Source organism: Micromonospora sp. NPDC049081 (assembly GCF_040648835.1).
GTDB lineage: Bacteria > Actinomycetota > Actinomycetes > Mycobacteriales > Micromonosporaceae > Micromonospora > Micromonospora antibiotica.
In genome coordinates this window covers 1-15563 of sequence record NZ_JBEZEK010000003.1, presented here as the reverse complement: position 1 = coordinate 15563, position 15563 = coordinate 1, and the positions used below count along the sequence as shown (strand labels likewise).

Below are 15563 nucleotides of genomic sequence, written 5' to 3'. Positions count from 1 at the left end.
GCGGGGTCACTGCTGGCGGGACTTCGCCAGCTCGATCAGCGCCTGCTTGTCCTGGCCGGCGAGGTCGTCGTAGTTCGAGCCCTGGGCGACCAGGTACTCCACCCACACGTCCTGACCATGGGAGGACTTCGGCATCGACCCGTCGGCCGGCAGCTTCGCTCGCGCGGCGGCACGCTTCTCCGCCACCCCATCACTGTCGGTGGCCTTGTCGATGCGGCCCTCCGCCACAGCCACCTCAGCGACCGTCGCGGACACATCCGAGGCGGACCCGCTGTCGGTGTCCGGCTTGTCGCCGCGCAGCCCGTCGGCGGTGACCGAGTCGACGCCACGGCGCGGGTCCTGCTCCACCGCCGCGTTCGGGGCGACCGGCGTATCCCCCTCGGCGGCGACGAACCCGCCGTCGAGGAGGAACTTCAACCGCTCCGGCTCCACGTCGTCCGGCAGGAACGCACCCTTGTACAGCAGCACCTGCGACCGCACACCCGTCGTCGAGGTGACGACGTGCGCGCATTCGGCGATGACCTGATACCACTTGTGGCCGCTCATCAGGTGCTCGCGATCTTCCGCCCGGCCAGCGGGTCGGTGATCACCGGGACGGTGATGCGCCGCGCCCACATGTGCCACACATCCCGCTCGGCGACCCGGCGGGTCTGCACCTGCACCCCGTTCTCCGACATGGCGTAGCCGGGGTCCATCTCCGTCTCGTCGGCCATACCACCGAGGGCCTGGCTGTCGAGGACGTACACGTCGTCGGTGCCGCCGGGCATGTTCGCGACCGGGGTGACGATCACCCTCAGACCGGCGATGGTTTCCACCTCACCCCCGTAGACCGGGTTGTCGGTGGTCTCCCGACGCCGCAGCGTGGCGATCTTGTCGTCGGACACCATGTACGCGTACTTGGTGTTCGTCATCAGGAGCGTGTCGGCGCGGTAGCCCATCTCCTGGCCGTCGATCGCGGCCTTCGCCAGTTCGATGTCCCGCAGGATCGTCGCACCCGAGTTGTTCCAGGCGGCGGTGGCGGTGATCGGGGTGGCGGTGATACCGGAGGCGACGGCGGCGATGGCCAGCCGGTCGATCTTCTGCACGACCGTGTTGACGACGATGCGCAGCGCCCAGTCGACGGCCGACCCCATCGGGACGGACCGCTTGATGCGCTCGTCGGTGAGTTCGGTGGCCTGACCCCACTTGGACACGTTCGCCAGGGCGGCGGTGCCGGACTGGGGTAGGGCACGCGGGTACTCGGCACCCGGCGACACAGCCGTGACGCTGCGGGTGGTGAACAGGGGCTGGTCGTTGATCTCGTAGGAGACCGCACCGCCGGACGTGCGGTACTTCGCCAGCAGCAGCCGGTCGGCCACGAACTGGATGTCGGTGAGCGCCCGCAGCCGACGCTGGATGACCGTCGGGTTGGCGAGCATCCGGTTGATGGTGATCAGGTCACCCGACAGGCTCGCGGGAGCCGGAGGGTACGTCTGGAGAGGCATCAGCCTGTCCCCTTTCGCCCTGCGTGGGCATGAAAAAACCCCACACGCAGGGCGCGGGGGAAGAGTGGGTGGTGCTGTTCAGGTGTGGTGCCGTGCGGTGGTGGTGCTGGTTAGCACTCCATCCACGTCACCAGTGCGCCGTCGGCGGCGGTGGTGAGGGCGATGCCGATGTTGCCGACCCCGGCGGTCGCGGACGCGACGGTGCCGTTGGCTGCCGAGTTGAGGCGGGCGGCGGCGGTGATCGCACCGGCGGCGGTGGACACGTGGACCTGCCCACGGCCGTGGTAGGTGACGTTCGCGCCGGATGCGGCATCGAACGCAGCGACACCGACGACGGCGTTGGAGTCGGCGGCGGCGTGCGCGACGGTGCCGTTACCGGACACGGCGAGAAGCCGGCCGGCGGTGACCGCACCGGAGGTGACACCGGTGACGACGGCACCGGGCATGTACAGCGGGGCGTAGTCGGCCATGTCAGGCACCAGCCTTCTCCGCGCCGAACAGGCGCTCGTACTCGACGTCGATCTGGTCCTTGCCGGCGGTGTCGTCGGCACCGGTGTAGCCGGACGCGGCCACCGGCACGGCGGTGCCGGCGGCGATGGACGCGAGGACGCGGGTGATCGCGGCCGGGGCGTCGTCGTAGTCGCGTTCCCACTGCTCCCGGTCGGCGGGGGCGATCTTGCCCTGCTTGACGGCGGCATCGAGAACGGTTGCCTTGACGGTGGCGACCTTCTCCGCTTCGCTGGCGGCGAGCTTGGTGCTCATGGTCTGCACCTGCGAGGCGAGTACCTGCACCTCCTTGCGGAGGTCGTCGGCTTCGGCCGCAGATGCGGCGACGGTGTCGGCGGTGTTGGCCTTCGACTTCAGTGCGTCGATCGCCGTGAGCATGTCCTGCTCGGTGGCGTCGTCGGTGAGGCCGAGCCGCGAGCGCACGTCGGTGCTCAGAGTGGACACAGGGTCCGCTCCTTTCGGGTCGGTTGATGGTGCGGTCTCCGGCTCGGCGGCCGGGGGTTCGGGGGTCGGCGCGGGGGCCGGTTCGGTGGGCGTTGGCTCCAGCACACCGGGGGACGCCTCCGTGGTGGTTCCTCGATCGGCGGGCAGGCTGTGCAGCGGCGTCACCGGCGGCACAGCAGTCGGGGCCGGGGTGGGGCGGGATTCGTCCGCCGAAGCGAACACCATCCGCGACGCCGCCACCGGCTCGCCGGCAGGCACATACGCCGGGCGCACCCGCTCGCCGTCACCGAACACGATCGAGTCGCCGTCCACGGTCACCGGGAACCGCATCAACGAACGGTCAGTGTTGTCCATGACGATCACCTCGTCGGGGGCCGCCTCGACGATCCACTGCTGCTGCGGCGGATTCGAGGCGTTCCACGCCGTGTGGATGCGCTCGGTCAGGCTGGGCTCAGGGTTGGGCATGTCATCTCCGTCCGTTGCGGCCTTCACGCCCCTGTGCTGCTTCGAGCCGGGCCAGTAGCCGAATACGTCGTGGAACCACTCGGAGGCGATGCGCTTGGCGCGTTCGTCGCCGACGTGCTTACGCAGGTGGTGGTAGAGGGCCGTCCAGGGGTGCGGCTTGTCCCGCCACTTTCCAAGGCCCTCAGCGGTCTTCGTCCAGTAGTGCTTTAGGGAGTGCTCGTCATCACCGGCGGCACTCACCGATGCGGCGATACGCACCTCACCCACACCCGGCTGACGCGCCGAAGCCGCCATTCCGTAAAGGGCACGCACGTCGTCGAGGCTGTTCAAGCTGGCCAGGGTCGACACGCCGGGTGGGGTGACACCGAGCAGTGCCACAGCCGTCAACACGAACGGGTGGGTGTGTCCGAGGCCGCACCGGTAGTTGTACGTGCCCTCCACCGACCGGTTCGGCCACGCCGCCGCCTGCACATTGCTGATCCACTGCGGGGCCACCTGGTCACCGACCAAGGTGTGCCCACCGTCGGTGGTCCGCAGATTCTCGTACCAGCCGATCGCGGGTTCCCCGTCGCCGGGGGTGAACCGCTTATCCGTGTGGCCGATCTTGACGATGGGTCTCTGGATGGCGGGGCAGGACATTGCGGCTACGGCGGCGTTGAGGTCGAGCCGGTTGGCCGTCCACTTCCCGGTGGAGATGTTCCACGTGCCGGTGCGGATCAGCTCCACGCCTTCACGGCGGGCGAATTGAGTGTCCATCAACCCTCGCCTTCGGTGATGGGGTGGAGGAAGCCCCTGCACCGGTCCCGGCCGAGGCACGCCCGGTACCGTCCGGTCGGGTAGTCGGCGAGCGCGTCAGCGAGGCTGTCGTACTCGGTGCCGTCAACCTCAGTGCATGGTTCGCAGCGGTGCCGGTCGTTGACCTCGGTTGCCTTGAAGCGGGTGCCGGCTGGCAGTTGGTAGAAGACGACTTCACGGCCGATGCCCTGCGCCGTCGTGGCCGCAGCCGCAAGGTTCCCGGCGACCAGCCCGGAGTCCTTCGCCTGCGCCAGGTCAGTGAGTGCGGCACGCACCGCACCCGCCACCTGCACAGGGTCGGTGTCCGCGCCCGCCTGCCCGAGAGCAGTACGTGTGGCAGCCGACGCGAACCCGGCCACAATCAGGTCGGTGGTCGCCTGCGCCTGCTGGTCGATCCGCTCCCGAGCATCCTTCGGTAGAGCAGCGGACAGACCCGACCGGCCGGCTTCCTTGACCGCGCCTGCCGCAGCAGACTCGGCCAAGGCCAGCATGCCGGCCGACACCACACCAGCCAGGGCGGCGGTCACTGCCGGTGGAACCACCAGTGCGCCAACACCGACGATCATCCCGGCGGCCAGCTCGGAAGACACGGTCTCGGTCATTGCCTCCACCAGCGGCGGGGATTCCTGCTCCCACCCGGCGGTCATGTCCTGCACCGCCTGCTGGTGTGCCGCATCCAGGCCGGCGGCGTCCGGTGCGGCGGCAGCCACCTTCGGACCATCCGTGACGACGTCCGCCCCAGGATCAGCCGCTGGGGTTGCCGTAGGCCGTGGGGTGCCACCGCGCGCCGTCGGGGCTGGGACGGGCGCACCCGTACGCTCCGGCAGCCGATACTCCCGCCGCACCCACGCCTCAAGGCCCGGATCGGCCGACAGGGCACCCGAATTGAGCAGCAGTTGCAGGGATTCGGCGGTCACCTCACGACGCGAGCCGATCCCCGACACCACCACCCGGGGGACCGGTTCGTCTTCACCCCAGTTCCAGTCGACGATGCGGGCGGCGGCCTGCCGGGTGGCGGTGTCGGCGATGCTCTCGCCTTCCGCCTCCAACGACAACGTCCAGCTGTCGATGAACGCGGTGCCCAACGCCCGCGACCCCGTCTCGGTGGTGCCCAGGTCCAGATGCCCCATCAGAACTGACGTGGCGATCTCCTGGTTGAGGAAGCGGATGAACCCGACCGTGTCCGGCACCGACCCCGACAACCCGACGATCTTCACCAGGAAGCCGGGTGGTGCGGCCACCCCCGCCTGATCGCCTGCGCGGGCCTGCGACATCATCTGCTGCGCGGCCTGCAACTGCGCCTGCGTCGGATTCGTGCCCGGTGCGGCCTCCGCCACCGGCACCCCTGCACCCCATCGGCGGTTGGAGATCGCCGCAACCCTGATCATTTCCCGCTTGAGAAGCCACGGCGCGTACGCGGCCCGGATCAGGGACGTGCCCTGCCAGGACGCGCCCTCACGGTCCCGGCTGTAGAAGACGAGCCGGTCGGCGGGGATCTGCGGGGACCGCTGCCGGGTGGTCAACTGCTGGTCGATGCCGAGCAGGGCACCCGTCTTTGGGTCGGCGTGAATCGCGGCGATCGTCGCGGGGATACGTTCGGCGAGTGTCGTTAGCCGGGCGCGGCCATCCGTGCCCACCTCCGCTTCCATCTCAAACGCGTAATGCCCGAACACCTGCGACAGCAGCGCCGACCGCAGATGGTCATTCCACGACACACCCCGACGACGAGCACCACCGGCCCGGTCCACGCCGACGACGTTGAGGCCGAGACAGTCGGCGACAAGCTGCGTCACCTCCGGCCGGCAACCGGACCCGTCCAACTGCCACTGCGCCCGGCGGAGCTGCAACCCGTACCCGTCGATGATCGCTGCTAGCCGGGAGTCGCGGCGCATCTCCGAGAACACCCGAACCGACGTCGGGTAGTACAGGTCGGGAATGTGCTCGTAGACGTCACCGACGATCGTCCCGTACTGGGTGTCATCGACCATGCCGATCATGCGGGTGGGGGCAGTCACCAGGACACCCCCATCGGCAGCTACAGCGGAACCGTCGCCAAGTCCAGACCGTCAGGTGCCCGACGCCATTGCAGAGGATCAGCCATGTGCGGCAACCGCCACGACGCCTCCGTGGTGTGCACGGCGTACCGCAGCGCATCCAACCCGTGATCCTCAACCTTGATTGGCACGTCCTCACCGCGAAGCGCCTTTGTTTCGTCCCACGAATAGGACGGAAACTCGTCGATCAGAGCGCGGCACGAACGGTGCACCTTCAACTTGCCGCCAGCAAGAAGCGTCGACACCGTGCGGATACCGTCCGCCACGGCGTTGTTCGCTGCCGTCGGCGACCAGCCGTCACGCCACAACTGCTGGATGAACGACGACGCTGACGGGTCAACCACCACCGTCTCCGGGCGCACACCGGCAACCGTTGACGGCATGTTGTCTTGCCGGTACCTGGCCAGCCATCGACCGAACGCTGCCGAATACTCGGTGTCCGTCAACGACCGACGATGCTCCTTCGAGTCGTACCGGTACTCGCTCGCCACGTACAGCGTCTGCGACGCATCCATGCCGACCAGCACCCCATGGAGCGGGTTGGTGGTTCCGTAGTCGACGCCGGCCGCGAGCCACTTCCAGATGGGCGGCACCGTGTCCACCACATGCTGGTCCGCATCCCACATGTCGTAGATCGCACCCTCGGCCATGCACCACTCGCCGAGCACGAACCGGCGGTAGAACAGCCCCACATACTCGGCTTTGATCGCCGCCACATACGCCGGGTCGAGGGCCGGGTTGTCGTCCAGGGTGAAGTGGAAGTGGGCGATACCCAGGTCGGCGGAGCGGAGGATGAAGTTCTTCCGCAGCCAATGCCCGGGGCCGTCGGGGTTGGTGGTGATCAGACACTTCGCGCCGGGCACTGACAGGCGGGCCAGTAGTTGGTTGAAGAAACCCTCCGGAACCAGTGTCCCCTCGTCGAGCAGGGCCAGGCATGCGGTCAAACCACGTAGTCGGCCTTCCGCCCGCGCATCGGATGCGCCGATCAGGTGGACGGTGCGGCCGAGGATCGTCGCCGTCGGCGCACCGCGCGTGTGATGCACCAGGTCGGCGACCGCCCCGAACAGCGCCGGGTCCTGCATCGGTTCGAGAATGTTCCGCTCGATCGTCTGCAACGTGCGCCCGCAGATCAGCACCAACCCAGACGGGGGGGCCTGCGACACCTGGATGAGGAACGCCACCAGCGACGCGATCGTCTTACCCGACCGCACCGCCCCAGACCAGATCGTGGTCCGTGCGTGAGCAGACGCCGCGATCGACAGGATCTGCTTGCGGGACAGCGGCAGTCCGTCGAGGTTAGCCATGCTCGCCTGCGGCGCGGGTCGCATCGTCGAGGGCTTGCGCCAGCTGGCCGAGCATCGACTTCGCACCCTCGGAGCCCCGGTCGGCGTCGAACTTCTCCAAGTCCAGGTGCCTTTGGATGGAAATGCCGATGGCGACATACGCCTCTTTGGCGTCCTTGAGCGGCGGCTTGTCGAGGCTAACCAACTCCGGTCCTTCGACGCCCCGCTCGTAGTACGTGTACGTCGACCACGCCCGCTCGCGGAACCGCTCCGCATCGTCGAGCAGCGCGGCGGCAAGTTTGGCCCGGCGCGATCGGCTGTCTTCCATGACCGCGCGCGTAGCTTTTTCGGTTTGCGACCGGTCGAACGCGTCGGTGGCACCGGCCGCTTTGGCGATGTTGGTGACGGTGCTGACGGACACGTTGTGGTCGCGGGCTATCTGGTTGCGGCCTTTGGTGCCGGTGTTGATGTCGGCGAGGATGGCTGCGCGCACGGGGTCGGGGATGCGGGGTGGCACACGTCCTCACCTCCGTGGTTGACGGGTTGGCGACAGTTGCTTGGCCCGCTTCGGGGATGCGTGGTCGGCGACCACTGGGCAGTCTGTGCGGATGCGTTTACTTACCGCCACAGTTTCTGTCGTCGTTGTGCTTGGCGCGTTGGCTGGTTGCTCGTCGAAGCCGGAGCCTGCCGCCGCGCCGTCCTCTACGCCGTCTGCCGGGTCGAGCGGGGACGCGGTTGAGCCGTCGTCGCCTGCCGTGTTGGAGGGGCCGGTGTCGTCGGGTGCCCGATGGCCTGACGGGTTGTCGGCACGGTTGACGGCGGTGGAGCGGGTGCCGTCGTCGTGGGCGTCGGATGTGCCGCGATCCTTGGTGATCGTCCGGTTGACGTTGGAGGTGTCGAACGGGACGGGTGCGGTGTTGCCGGTGGAGCCGATGACCCGGGAGATGGATCTGTTGTACGGGCCGAACCGTGAGGAGGCGGACCCGGTGGCCGGGTTCAGCTATCCGGACCCTGCGGAGGGTCGGCGGAAGGGTTTGCAGCGGGACGGTGGTACCCGTATCCCGGTGGGCGGGAGGGCCACGTTTGTGGAGTCTGGGTTGGTGCCGGCCGGGGCGGTGCAGGATTTGACGGTGCAGGTGAAGCTGCCGTCGGCGGATGGCATCCGTGACCCGTTCACCCTGACCGGGGTGGGGAGCGTGGTGAAGACGGTGCGGTGACGGCTGCTACTCGTCGCCGAGGACCCAGCGGCGGAGTTGTTCACGCCACACGGTTTGGCCGGTGTCGAGTAGGCCGAGGGTTTCGTGGAGGCGTTGCCCGTCGGCGGTGAGGAATGCGGTGCGGATGTCGCCGTCTTCGTCGTGGTAGTTGGCGACGAGTACCCATCCTGCGGGCATACCGGTGTTGGTGTTGCCGAGTTCGCCGTGGCGGATGGCTTCGCTGATGGCAGAGGTGATGCGTTCGGCGGTGGGGTCGGCCATGGTTTGCGCTCCGGGTTTGGTGGGGCGGGGGCTGCCCGGCGGGCACTTGGTGCGGCCGGGCAGCCGCCCTCACCGGAGGGATGAAGGTCAGAAGGTGCTGGTGCCCGGTTCGGTGGGCTCGGTGGGGGTGTCGGAGCCGTCGGCGTCGCCGATCTCCGTGTCGAACGCGTCGACCTTCGCGGACAGGTTGTCGAAGGCGGCCTGCCCGGCGTCGGACAGGTTCTCCCGGTCCTGGCGGAGGGTGTCGAGGGCGGCGCGGACGTCGGCCATGACGTCGTCGACCTTGGTGGTGAGGGTGTTGAGTTGTTCGGCGGCGGTGGCCATGGTCTGCTCCATTCGGTCGAGCTGCTGTTGTTGGGTGTCGTCTCGCAGGTTGGAGCGCACCCAGTCCCAGAGGGTGAGGCGTGCGGGGGCTGCCATGCGGTTCTCCCGACGTGGCCGGGCGGGGCGGTGGATTCCCGAGAATGCCGAAAGCCCGCCGAGCGGGGCTCTGGCGGGCTGCGGAGACAGTGGTCCTGGCTGGAATTATGCACGAAGCACGAATGAACGCAAGATCCGGGGTTTAGGTGTGTCGTGTGCGTTGGATGGCGACGGCGGCTTCGAGGACTTTGCCGGCGATGAAGGTGCGCTCCCTGCCGCGTTTCCCGAAGCGGGGTAGGAGGGGCCGGTCGGGGTGGTCGGGGTGGTTCATGGCTGCCCATTTGTGGAGGGTGTTGGGGGGCACGTTGATGAGGGCGGCGGCTTCGGCGGCGGTGAGTTCTTGGTCGGGGTTGATGACCTCGGGTTGTTCGAGCATCCATGTTTCGCCGAATCCGGTGGCGGTGTCGTCGGCTTGCTGGCACAGGTCGGGGCGGGCGGTGTGGAGGATCTGCCGGTACATGCGGGCGACGGCCCGCGATCGGTCGGTGGGCCCGTCGGTGAAGTTGGGCCACCGGGGGTTGGTTTGCCGGTCGTAGTCGGGGGTCATGCTGCGGCTCCGGCCCGCTGTGGCCAGACGAGCTGGGTGACGTATTGCTGGTAGTCGGTGTGGGGCCAGGTGGTGTGGCATGCGGCGCAGTACACGTCGCAGGGGTCGTCTTCGTGGCGGGGGTCGTCGCGGCGGAGTTCGTTGAGGCCGCAGCCGGAGCAGGTGCCGGGCAGGTGGGTGGTGCGGTGGGTGCGGCCGAGCATGCCTCGGGCGCGCTGGTGGAGGTGTTGCAAGTGGTGGATGGCTTCCCACCCGGCGGTTGCCGTGATGGTGTCTTCGCAGCCAGTGGGGTACACGTCGGTTTCGCGTAGCCCGGCGAGGGTTCGGAGGCGGGGGAGTAGGACGCGAACGGCGTCGTCGAGTCGGCGACCGGGGCGGCGTGGTTGGTCGGGTACCCAGGTGCTAAGGCCGCAGTGGTCGCGGATGACCTCTTCCCAGGTGGTGGCGACGTGCACGATCTCGGCCTGCAACGCTTCGGCGTGGCCGTTGAGCGGCATGGGGGGTGCGGCTTTGCCGGCTGGCTGCATGTTCAACGCCTGAGAAAGGGCGGGGGACTGTAGCTGCGCCAGGTCGACGTAGTCGTAGACGAGGGAGCGGACGTCCCGTTCGGCGGCGGCCAGGCAGGCGTCACAGAGGGGGCAGCCGGTGACGGGTGCGGCGTGCTTGCCGGTGGGGTTGAAGTCTCGGCAGCGGGTGTCGGAGACGCAGTGCCGCCCGGTGTCGGTGTCGGTGGTGTCGTGCATGGTGTGGGGGTCTCCGATCTTGGCGCGGGTACGCTGTCGGGGACTCCACGGCGGTGGGGTGGTTGTGGGTGGCGGCGGTCCGGTCTGGGGAGGGCGGGCCGCCGTCGTCGTGTCAGGTGCGGACGGTTGGCTTGTGCGGCCGGTCGCCGCCGCAAGTGGCCCAGAGATGCGGGTCGACCCAGCGGCCCCACATGTCAGTGTGAAGTTGTCGCCCGCAGCGGGTGCACATGGCCATGACGTCTCCATGATCCGTCGGTAGGTGCGGGGCGGCGACGAACAGTTGAAACGCGGTGCTGTCGGTCCGTAGAAGGCGCAGCCCGCCGAGCATGTGGTCTTGGGTGACTTTGGGGAAGATGATGCGCTGCCGCGTGGTGGGGTTGTCGCCGCCGAGCGCGAACACTGCTCCGATGTTGGCGGCGGCCCATGCAACCGAGGGGTCGTTGAGGAACCGGAGGGTGTGGCCGGTTCCTGCACCGTACTCAACGACGGCGGGCAGGTTGGGCGGGCCGACGGGAATCCACGTTTCGGGCCACGGGTCCACAAACTGTCCGTGGTTCGCGGTCATGGCGGGCGGGGTGGTGTCGGGGTGGGCGATGAACCACTGGCCTGTGAAGGTCGGCAACGCGTGCAGGTCGGTCACTGCGGACCCCATTCGGGTCGGTATCCGGGCTGGTCGTCGTACTCCACCGTCAGCAGCCGAACCGTCAGACACGGCCAGCGCTCGCCTTCCGTGTTCGTGTCGTCGTCCAGGTTGGGGCAGCACATGCACACCGGGTACGGGTTGAGGTCGTTGAGGATCGGGCCGTGACGTTCGAAGATGCGCCGCTTGGCGGCGACCGCACGGATAGTTCGTGCCGGGTCCTGCCGGGCGATGTGCCCGGCCACGCCGGCTGGCAGTTCTTCCTGTCCCCGGATCGCTATGTGGTGGAGTGTCGCTCCCCACGTGGACGGGTAGCCTTCAACGCTTCGCAGCCCGACGGGCGCACCGTCTACGCCTTCAACGTATTCGGAGAGCATCGGATCGACGGTGACTGCCGTGTCAGTGTCTTCGCATTCCCACCGCCAGTGTTCGCCGGTTGGCGTGTACCGGTCGCCGTGACGGGATGCTTCCTGCGCCCATCGCTCGCTAGCGTCGAATTGGGCGGTCAGCCAGTTCATCAGGTCATAGACCATGGTTACGGCCTCCATCCTTTCGGCCGGTGGCGGACAGCGTAGGCGAGCAGTATGCGGATCATCTCGGAGCGGTTGGGTTCGCCGTCTTCGTCCACAACGCCTTCGTCCCGGGCGAGCTGTTCGATGACGTCGACTGCCGTCCATGAGGCGAGGAAGTTGACGCTGCGCCTCGGTCGTTCTTTCCGCCCGGTGGGCATACGTCACCTCCTGACCACATTCTACCTGCTCAATGCATGTGGTGCACGATCATTCACATCAGCATTTCGGGTGGGTTTTCGTCGCCGCCTGCACTGTGCAGGGTGGGTGGAAACATGACGGGAACCCCGGCGGCGTCGAACAGGTCCGGCCCTTCCTGCGCGGCCGACCTGGGTGCCGGTGGGTCGACGACGCCGTGCTGCCGGGCGCACGAAGATCCCCAACCGTGGACGAGCGGACCCTTGGGCACGGGTCGTCCGCAGCGGCATTCGCGGGGTTCGGGTGCACCCGGCAGCAACGGCAGTGTCATCGGCTCAGTCGTCCTGTGCGGGGTTGGGGGTGGACTCGGGTACCACGGCGACGCGTTCGGCCGCTGTGGACGCGCACAGCGGGCCGGACGGGGCCTCCTGTTCGCGGGCAAGCCACCAGTTGTGCGCGGCGGCGATGTGTTCGGCGATCTCCCGGGACCACACCATGTCGGCGGGCATCGGACCACCGTTGAGCGGACCCAGGCCGTTGTGGGTGACCGACCAGCCGCCGATCTCGTCGTTGACCACCGCCGTCCAGGGGGCGGCCAGCATGGCGGTGGTGCGGTCGTCTGCGGGCTGGGTGTCGGTCACGGCCGAACCTCCTCAGCCGGTGGCTGGGGGTGTACAGCAAGCGCGGCGAAGACGATTCGCCGCAGCCAGGCGGTGTCCTCCTCGTCGAGGGTCAGTTCGTTGCCCACCACCCGGTCGATTACTTGCAGGGCCACGTGGTGAATGTCGAAGTTGGGTGGAGGGTCGTGCTTGTCGGGGTCGTAGGCGATCGGCTGTGGGGCGGTCACGGCGTCTCCTCTGCGGGCGTCCAGGGGGTGGTGTGCTGGTGGCGGTGGACCAGTTCGGCGGTGCCACGCCATTGGGGGTCGTAGGCGCGTTCCCGCTTGTGGGCCTTCACCATCGCCTTTGCGCCCTGCCGGGTGATCGGGTCGGGCCACGGAAACACGGGCTCCCCGTCGATCATGATGCGGGCGGCGAACTGCTCCACCGTCTCGGTGCCGGCGGGCAGAAGCCGGCCGGCGGCAGCCAAGGCGGCGAGCGCAACCTTCTCGGCGTGGTTGTCCTCCCGTGAACCGCAGCGGCATTCGGCGATCAGCCCGTCGTAGAAGGCGACGCGATGCTCGTCCCAGGCAGCTTCGATCAGTTCCACGTCGGCGTCGGTGTAGGGCTGCCCGGTCACGGCGTCACCTCGAATGCCGTCCACGGGCCGGTCACCACGGACCCGTCCGGGAACTCCGTCACCGTCCGCCTGCGCCCATCGAGCGGCACCCGGTGCAGCCTGCGCGCGGCGGCCACCTCACGGGCAAGTCGGGTGTCGAACTCGCCTGCCGGCCACGAGTAATCGATGCCGTGGACGTGGCGACTGTGCGCGGCCCGGTCGTCGGTCCAGTCGATGCTGGCCTCAACGGTGATGGTGCTGCCGTCGGGAAGTAGTCGCCCTGCCTCGGCGAGCTGTTCCCGTTCGTCGGCGCGCACCATCGCCTCCGGGATGTCGTCGCGCTGGGCGTCGCCCACGTCCAGGTCGGCCAGCCTGTCCCACTCCTCAACGACGTCGGGCCGCTGGCGAAGCCGGTCAGCCATGGCGGTGAACGCGGCGGCGAACTGCTCGCAGTCTTCCGGCGTGTAGGCAACGGGGGAGGACCAGCCGGTTTCGGTGTCCACGCGGACGCCGCGTCGGCTGGCTACCAGGCCGCGGGTGCTGCTGTCGGCGGTGATGGTCTGGTCGGGCGATGGCGCGTCAGGGGCGCGCTCACCCGCACGTCGGCCGTAGGCGGCAAGTAAGCAGGCTTCGCTATCGCACAGGTACGCGCCGACGATGCCGTCGCAGATGCCGGCGGGGTTGCCGCAGATGGTGCACGTCCAGGGTGTGCAGACGGCAGTCACGGCTGCACCTCCACCGGCTCGCCAACCGTTTCCAACAGCAGCATCCGATACGCGGATGCCGTGCTACCCGGCTTCTCCCTCGCCGCACTGACACGCCTGACGGCGGCACGCTGGTTGCGGACGTACGAGTACCAGCCGCCGTCGAAGTCGGGGTCGGTACCGCGCACCTCCCACCGCTCCTGAATGTCGCCCCCGAACAGCTTCATGACTTCGGCGGCGATGCGGGAGCCGAGGTGTTCGGGGTTGGCGATCGTGCCGGCGGTGGTGGTGGAGTCTTCGTATTCGCGTTGGGCGGCGGCGGCGATCAGGGCGTGCAGGTGGTCGGCGGGGGTGGTCGTGTCGGTCATGGCGGCCTCCTCAGGCGGCGGTGCGGTTGATCGGCGGGATGTACGACTCATCGAGGGCGGCAGCCCGGCCGGTGTCGGTCAGCCACACCAGCACGGAACGCTGGGCGGGAGACGACTTCCAGGTGACCAGGCCGGCGACGGTCAGGGCGGCTACGGCTGTTCGTATGCCGGGCCGTGACGGGAATGTCCAGCAGTGTTCGCCGAGGCGGTGGCGTGCGGCGAGGACTTCGAGGATCAGGTATTGGGTGGGCGGCAGGTTGTCGGTGTCGAGCACGGGTTGCCTCCTCAGGCTCGGGTTTGGGTCAGGGTTTGGGGTAGGTGACAGCCGGCAGGCCGCCACCAAAGCTGTGGACGGGGCGATCCACCCGCACGGCGCGCATCGGGCCGCCGAGGGCAGCCACCATCGCGCACTTTCCGCAGTCGTCGATGAGGTCCCACGGCATCAGCGGTGGCGGTTCGGCGGGCCGGTCGGGTATGGGGTGGGAGTCCCAACCGCAGCGGGGGCAGGGTCCACCGTCGGCACCGTGCAACTCGTGGCCGCAGTCGGGGTGCGGGTCGTCAGGGTCGGGGTGAGTACCCCACGGCAGGGCGGTCACAGCGGAAGCTCCGCCCCCGACGACTGGCGGCGACGCTCCGGCCGGCGGCTCGTCCGCGTGCCCGGATGCCCGTCCCGGGAGCAGCCGCGCGGGCAGCCGGGCATCCGCGACGGATGCTCAAACCACTCGTCGCCCACGTAGCAGGCGGCGTACGCCCCATGATCATGCGTGAGGTGGCCCCGGCACTCCGGCTCACCCACCGCCTCCGTGCCCAGCGGATCACGCCCCGACTGGCACTCCGACGACCCGTCAGCGTGAACAATCAGGATGCCGCCACACTTCGGGTAGGTCAGGATCCGCTCCCGACGCGGGTCCTCCGCAATCCACCGCAGCTCATACTTCTTCGCCAGACTTCGGCACGACTCGCGGGTGTGGAAGTGGACGTCGTGCCCGCCCGGCATGTCCAGGTTGCCGCCCGGATAGTGCACCGACTTCTGCCGGCGGTTGATCGGCTCACCGCACCCCCAGCAGGTGCCCGGCCGGCGGGACACGAACTCTTCAACCTTGGTCAGGCTGGCTGCGACCTCCCGGTCCTGTAGTTCGGCGCGGCACGGCATGGGTTCACCGCAGCAAGAGCACATCGGCCACCGGTCTGACGGATAGATGTGCCAGTCGTGGGGGCGGTAGGTGGCGGCTGGCAGGTTCAGGTGGGCTTCCTGGACGGGGCCGTCGAGGGTTGCCCACTGGGGTCGGGCACCGCCAATCCACTGCACGTCGAGGCGTTGCGGTCGCCCATGCCAGGTGGCGAGGTCGGGCATTCCGGCGTCCAGCCACACGTCACGGTCGGCGTCGGATAGGGGCAGGTCGTTGACGGCGGTGACACGCCACACGGCGTGTTCGTGGGCGATGAGGTTGCCGGCGGCGGGCACCGCGCAGTTCGTTCGGGCACCGAGCGGAGACCAGTAGCGGCGGGTCACGACGGCACCTCCCCGGCGTGCAGGTCCAGGGCGCGCTGGTCGTTGACGTGAATGAGGTGCGCGTCATGCAGCAGCCGCGCGCTGTGCTTCGCCCAGTGCTGTCAACGGCGGACTGGAACTGACCCCCTAACGACGGATTGGGATTGACCCCCGGTGGTCGTTTCGTGTTACTTGTCGCGGTCCTTTGCGAGGA

Annotated in this window: 21 protein-coding genes; 1 reads left to right on the top strand and 20 read right to left on the bottom strand. The window is 68.6% G+C overall.

Going from position 1 to position 15563, the window contains the following annotated elements; all coding sequences use genetic code 11:
* Positions 1-6: 6 nt before the first annotated feature.
* From AB0B63_RS06885 to AB0B63_RS06855, 7 genes are all read right to left on the bottom strand, one after another.
* Entirely contained in the window at positions 7-546 is a 540-nt protein-coding gene (locus AB0B63_RS06885) for a hypothetical protein (RefSeq protein WP_357015230.1), read from the bottom strand.
* Positions 546-1484 carry a hypothetical protein gene (locus AB0B63_RS06880; protein WP_357015228.1) on the bottom strand — a complete coding sequence of 313 codons (939 nt, stop codon included), beginning with the start codon at positions 1482-1484 and terminating at the stop codon, positions 546-548. Before AB0B63_RS06880 ends, AB0B63_RS06885 begins: the two co-directional genes overlap by 1 nt.
* Before the next feature lie 110 nt (positions 1485-1594).
* On the bottom strand, positions 1595-1954 hold the full coding sequence (locus tag AB0B63_RS06875; RefSeq protein WP_357015961.1) for a capsid cement protein: 360 nt from the start codon (positions 1952-1954) through the stop codon (positions 1595-1597).
* Position 1955: 1 nt separating this feature from the next.
* Positions 1956-3698, bottom strand: coding sequence for a phage protease (locus tag AB0B63_RS06870; RefSeq protein WP_357015226.1), 1743 nt, complete (start codon positions 3696-3698; stop codon positions 1956-1958).
* Positions 3656-5443: a hypothetical protein gene (locus tag AB0B63_RS06865; protein ID WP_357015224.1), complete on the bottom strand. Its 1788-nt coding sequence runs from the start codon at positions 5441-5443 to the stop codon at positions 3656-3658. The genes AB0B63_RS06870 and AB0B63_RS06865 overlap by 43 nt, the downstream gene beginning before the upstream one ends.
* Before the next feature lie 287 nt (positions 5444-5730).
* On the bottom strand, positions 5731-7053 hold the full coding sequence (locus tag AB0B63_RS06860; RefSeq protein WP_357015222.1) for a terminase family protein: 1323 nt from the start codon (positions 7051-7053) through the stop codon (positions 5731-5733).
* Positions 7046-7525: a hypothetical protein gene (locus AB0B63_RS06855; RefSeq protein ID WP_357015220.1), complete on the bottom strand. Its 480-nt coding sequence runs from the start codon at positions 7523-7525 to the stop codon at positions 7046-7048. Before AB0B63_RS06855 ends, AB0B63_RS06860 begins: the two co-directional genes overlap by 8 nt.
* Before the next feature lie 115 nt (positions 7526-7640).
* Between AB0B63_RS06855 and AB0B63_RS06850 the strand changes: the two genes are divergently transcribed.
* The gene (locus AB0B63_RS06850) at positions 7641-8249 is read left to right on the top strand and encodes a hypothetical protein (protein WP_357015218.1); all 609 of its coding nucleotides are present in this window, start codon (positions 7641-7643) and stop codon (positions 8247-8249) included.
* Between the two features lie 6 nt (positions 8250-8255).
* Here the strand turns inward: AB0B63_RS06850 and AB0B63_RS06845 are convergent, their stop codons facing one another.
* The 13 genes from AB0B63_RS06845 to AB0B63_RS06785 all read right to left on the bottom strand — a co-directional run bounded on the left by AB0B63_RS06845 (position 8256) and on the right by AB0B63_RS06785 (position 15370).
* Positions 8256-8510, bottom strand: coding sequence for a hypothetical protein (locus tag AB0B63_RS06845; protein ID WP_357015216.1), 255 nt, complete (start codon positions 8508-8510; stop codon positions 8256-8258).
* An 87-nt stretch (positions 8511-8597) separates the two neighbouring features.
* Positions 8598-8930 carry a hypothetical protein gene (locus tag AB0B63_RS06840; RefSeq protein WP_357015214.1) on the bottom strand — a complete coding sequence of 111 codons (333 nt, stop codon included), beginning with the start codon at positions 8928-8930 and terminating at the stop codon, positions 8598-8600.
* 142 nt (positions 8931-9072) lie between these two features.
* Positions 9073-9477, bottom strand: coding sequence for a hypothetical protein (locus AB0B63_RS06835; protein WP_357015212.1), 405 nt, complete (start codon positions 9475-9477; stop codon positions 9073-9075).
* Positions 9474-10220: a hypothetical protein gene (locus AB0B63_RS06830; RefSeq protein WP_357015210.1), complete on the bottom strand. Its 747-nt coding sequence runs from the start codon at positions 10218-10220 to the stop codon at positions 9474-9476. The genes AB0B63_RS06835 and AB0B63_RS06830 overlap by 4 nt, the downstream gene beginning before the upstream one ends.
* 112 nt (positions 10221-10332) lie before the next feature.
* Positions 10333-10860 carry a hypothetical protein gene (locus AB0B63_RS06825; protein ID WP_357015208.1) on the bottom strand — a complete coding sequence of 176 codons (528 nt, stop codon included), beginning with the start codon at positions 10858-10860 and terminating at the stop codon, positions 10333-10335.
* A complete protein-coding gene (locus AB0B63_RS06820) occupies positions 10857-11393 on the bottom strand; it encodes a DUF6221 family protein (protein WP_357015206.1) in 537 nt (178 codons plus the stop codon). Before AB0B63_RS06820 ends, AB0B63_RS06825 begins: the two co-directional genes overlap by 4 nt.
* A gap of 509 nt (positions 11394-11902) precedes the next feature.
* Complete coding sequence (locus AB0B63_RS06815; protein WP_357015204.1) at positions 11903-12208, bottom strand: hypothetical protein; 306 nt, start codon at positions 12206-12208, stop codon at positions 11903-11905.
* A complete protein-coding gene (locus AB0B63_RS06810) occupies positions 12205-12414 on the bottom strand; it encodes a hypothetical protein (RefSeq protein WP_357015202.1) in 210 nt (69 codons plus the stop codon). The genes AB0B63_RS06815 and AB0B63_RS06810 overlap by 4 nt, the downstream gene beginning before the upstream one ends.
* Entirely contained in the window at positions 12411-12806 is a 396-nt protein-coding gene (locus AB0B63_RS06805) for a hypothetical protein (RefSeq protein ID WP_357015200.1), read from the bottom strand. The genes AB0B63_RS06810 and AB0B63_RS06805 overlap by 4 nt, the downstream gene beginning before the upstream one ends.
* Entirely contained in the window at positions 12803-13510 is a 708-nt protein-coding gene (locus tag AB0B63_RS06800) for a hypothetical protein (RefSeq protein WP_357015198.1), read from the bottom strand. The genes AB0B63_RS06805 and AB0B63_RS06800 overlap by 4 nt, the downstream gene beginning before the upstream one ends.
* Positions 13507-13857, bottom strand: a complete 351-nt coding sequence (locus tag AB0B63_RS06795; protein WP_357015196.1) for a hypothetical protein — start codon at positions 13855-13857, stop codon at positions 13507-13509. Before AB0B63_RS06795 ends, AB0B63_RS06800 begins: the two co-directional genes overlap by 4 nt.
* 10 nt (positions 13858-13867) lie before the next feature.
* Positions 13868-14131 (bottom strand): hypothetical protein, encoded by a 264-nt coding sequence (locus AB0B63_RS06790; RefSeq protein WP_357015194.1) that lies wholly within the window; start codon positions 14129-14131, stop codon positions 13868-13870.
* Positions 14132-14449: 318 nt separating this feature from the next.
* Positions 14450-15370, bottom strand: a complete 921-nt coding sequence (locus AB0B63_RS06785; protein WP_357015192.1) for a hypothetical protein — start codon at positions 15368-15370, stop codon at positions 14450-14452.
* Positions 15371-15563 lie beyond the last annotated feature (193 nt).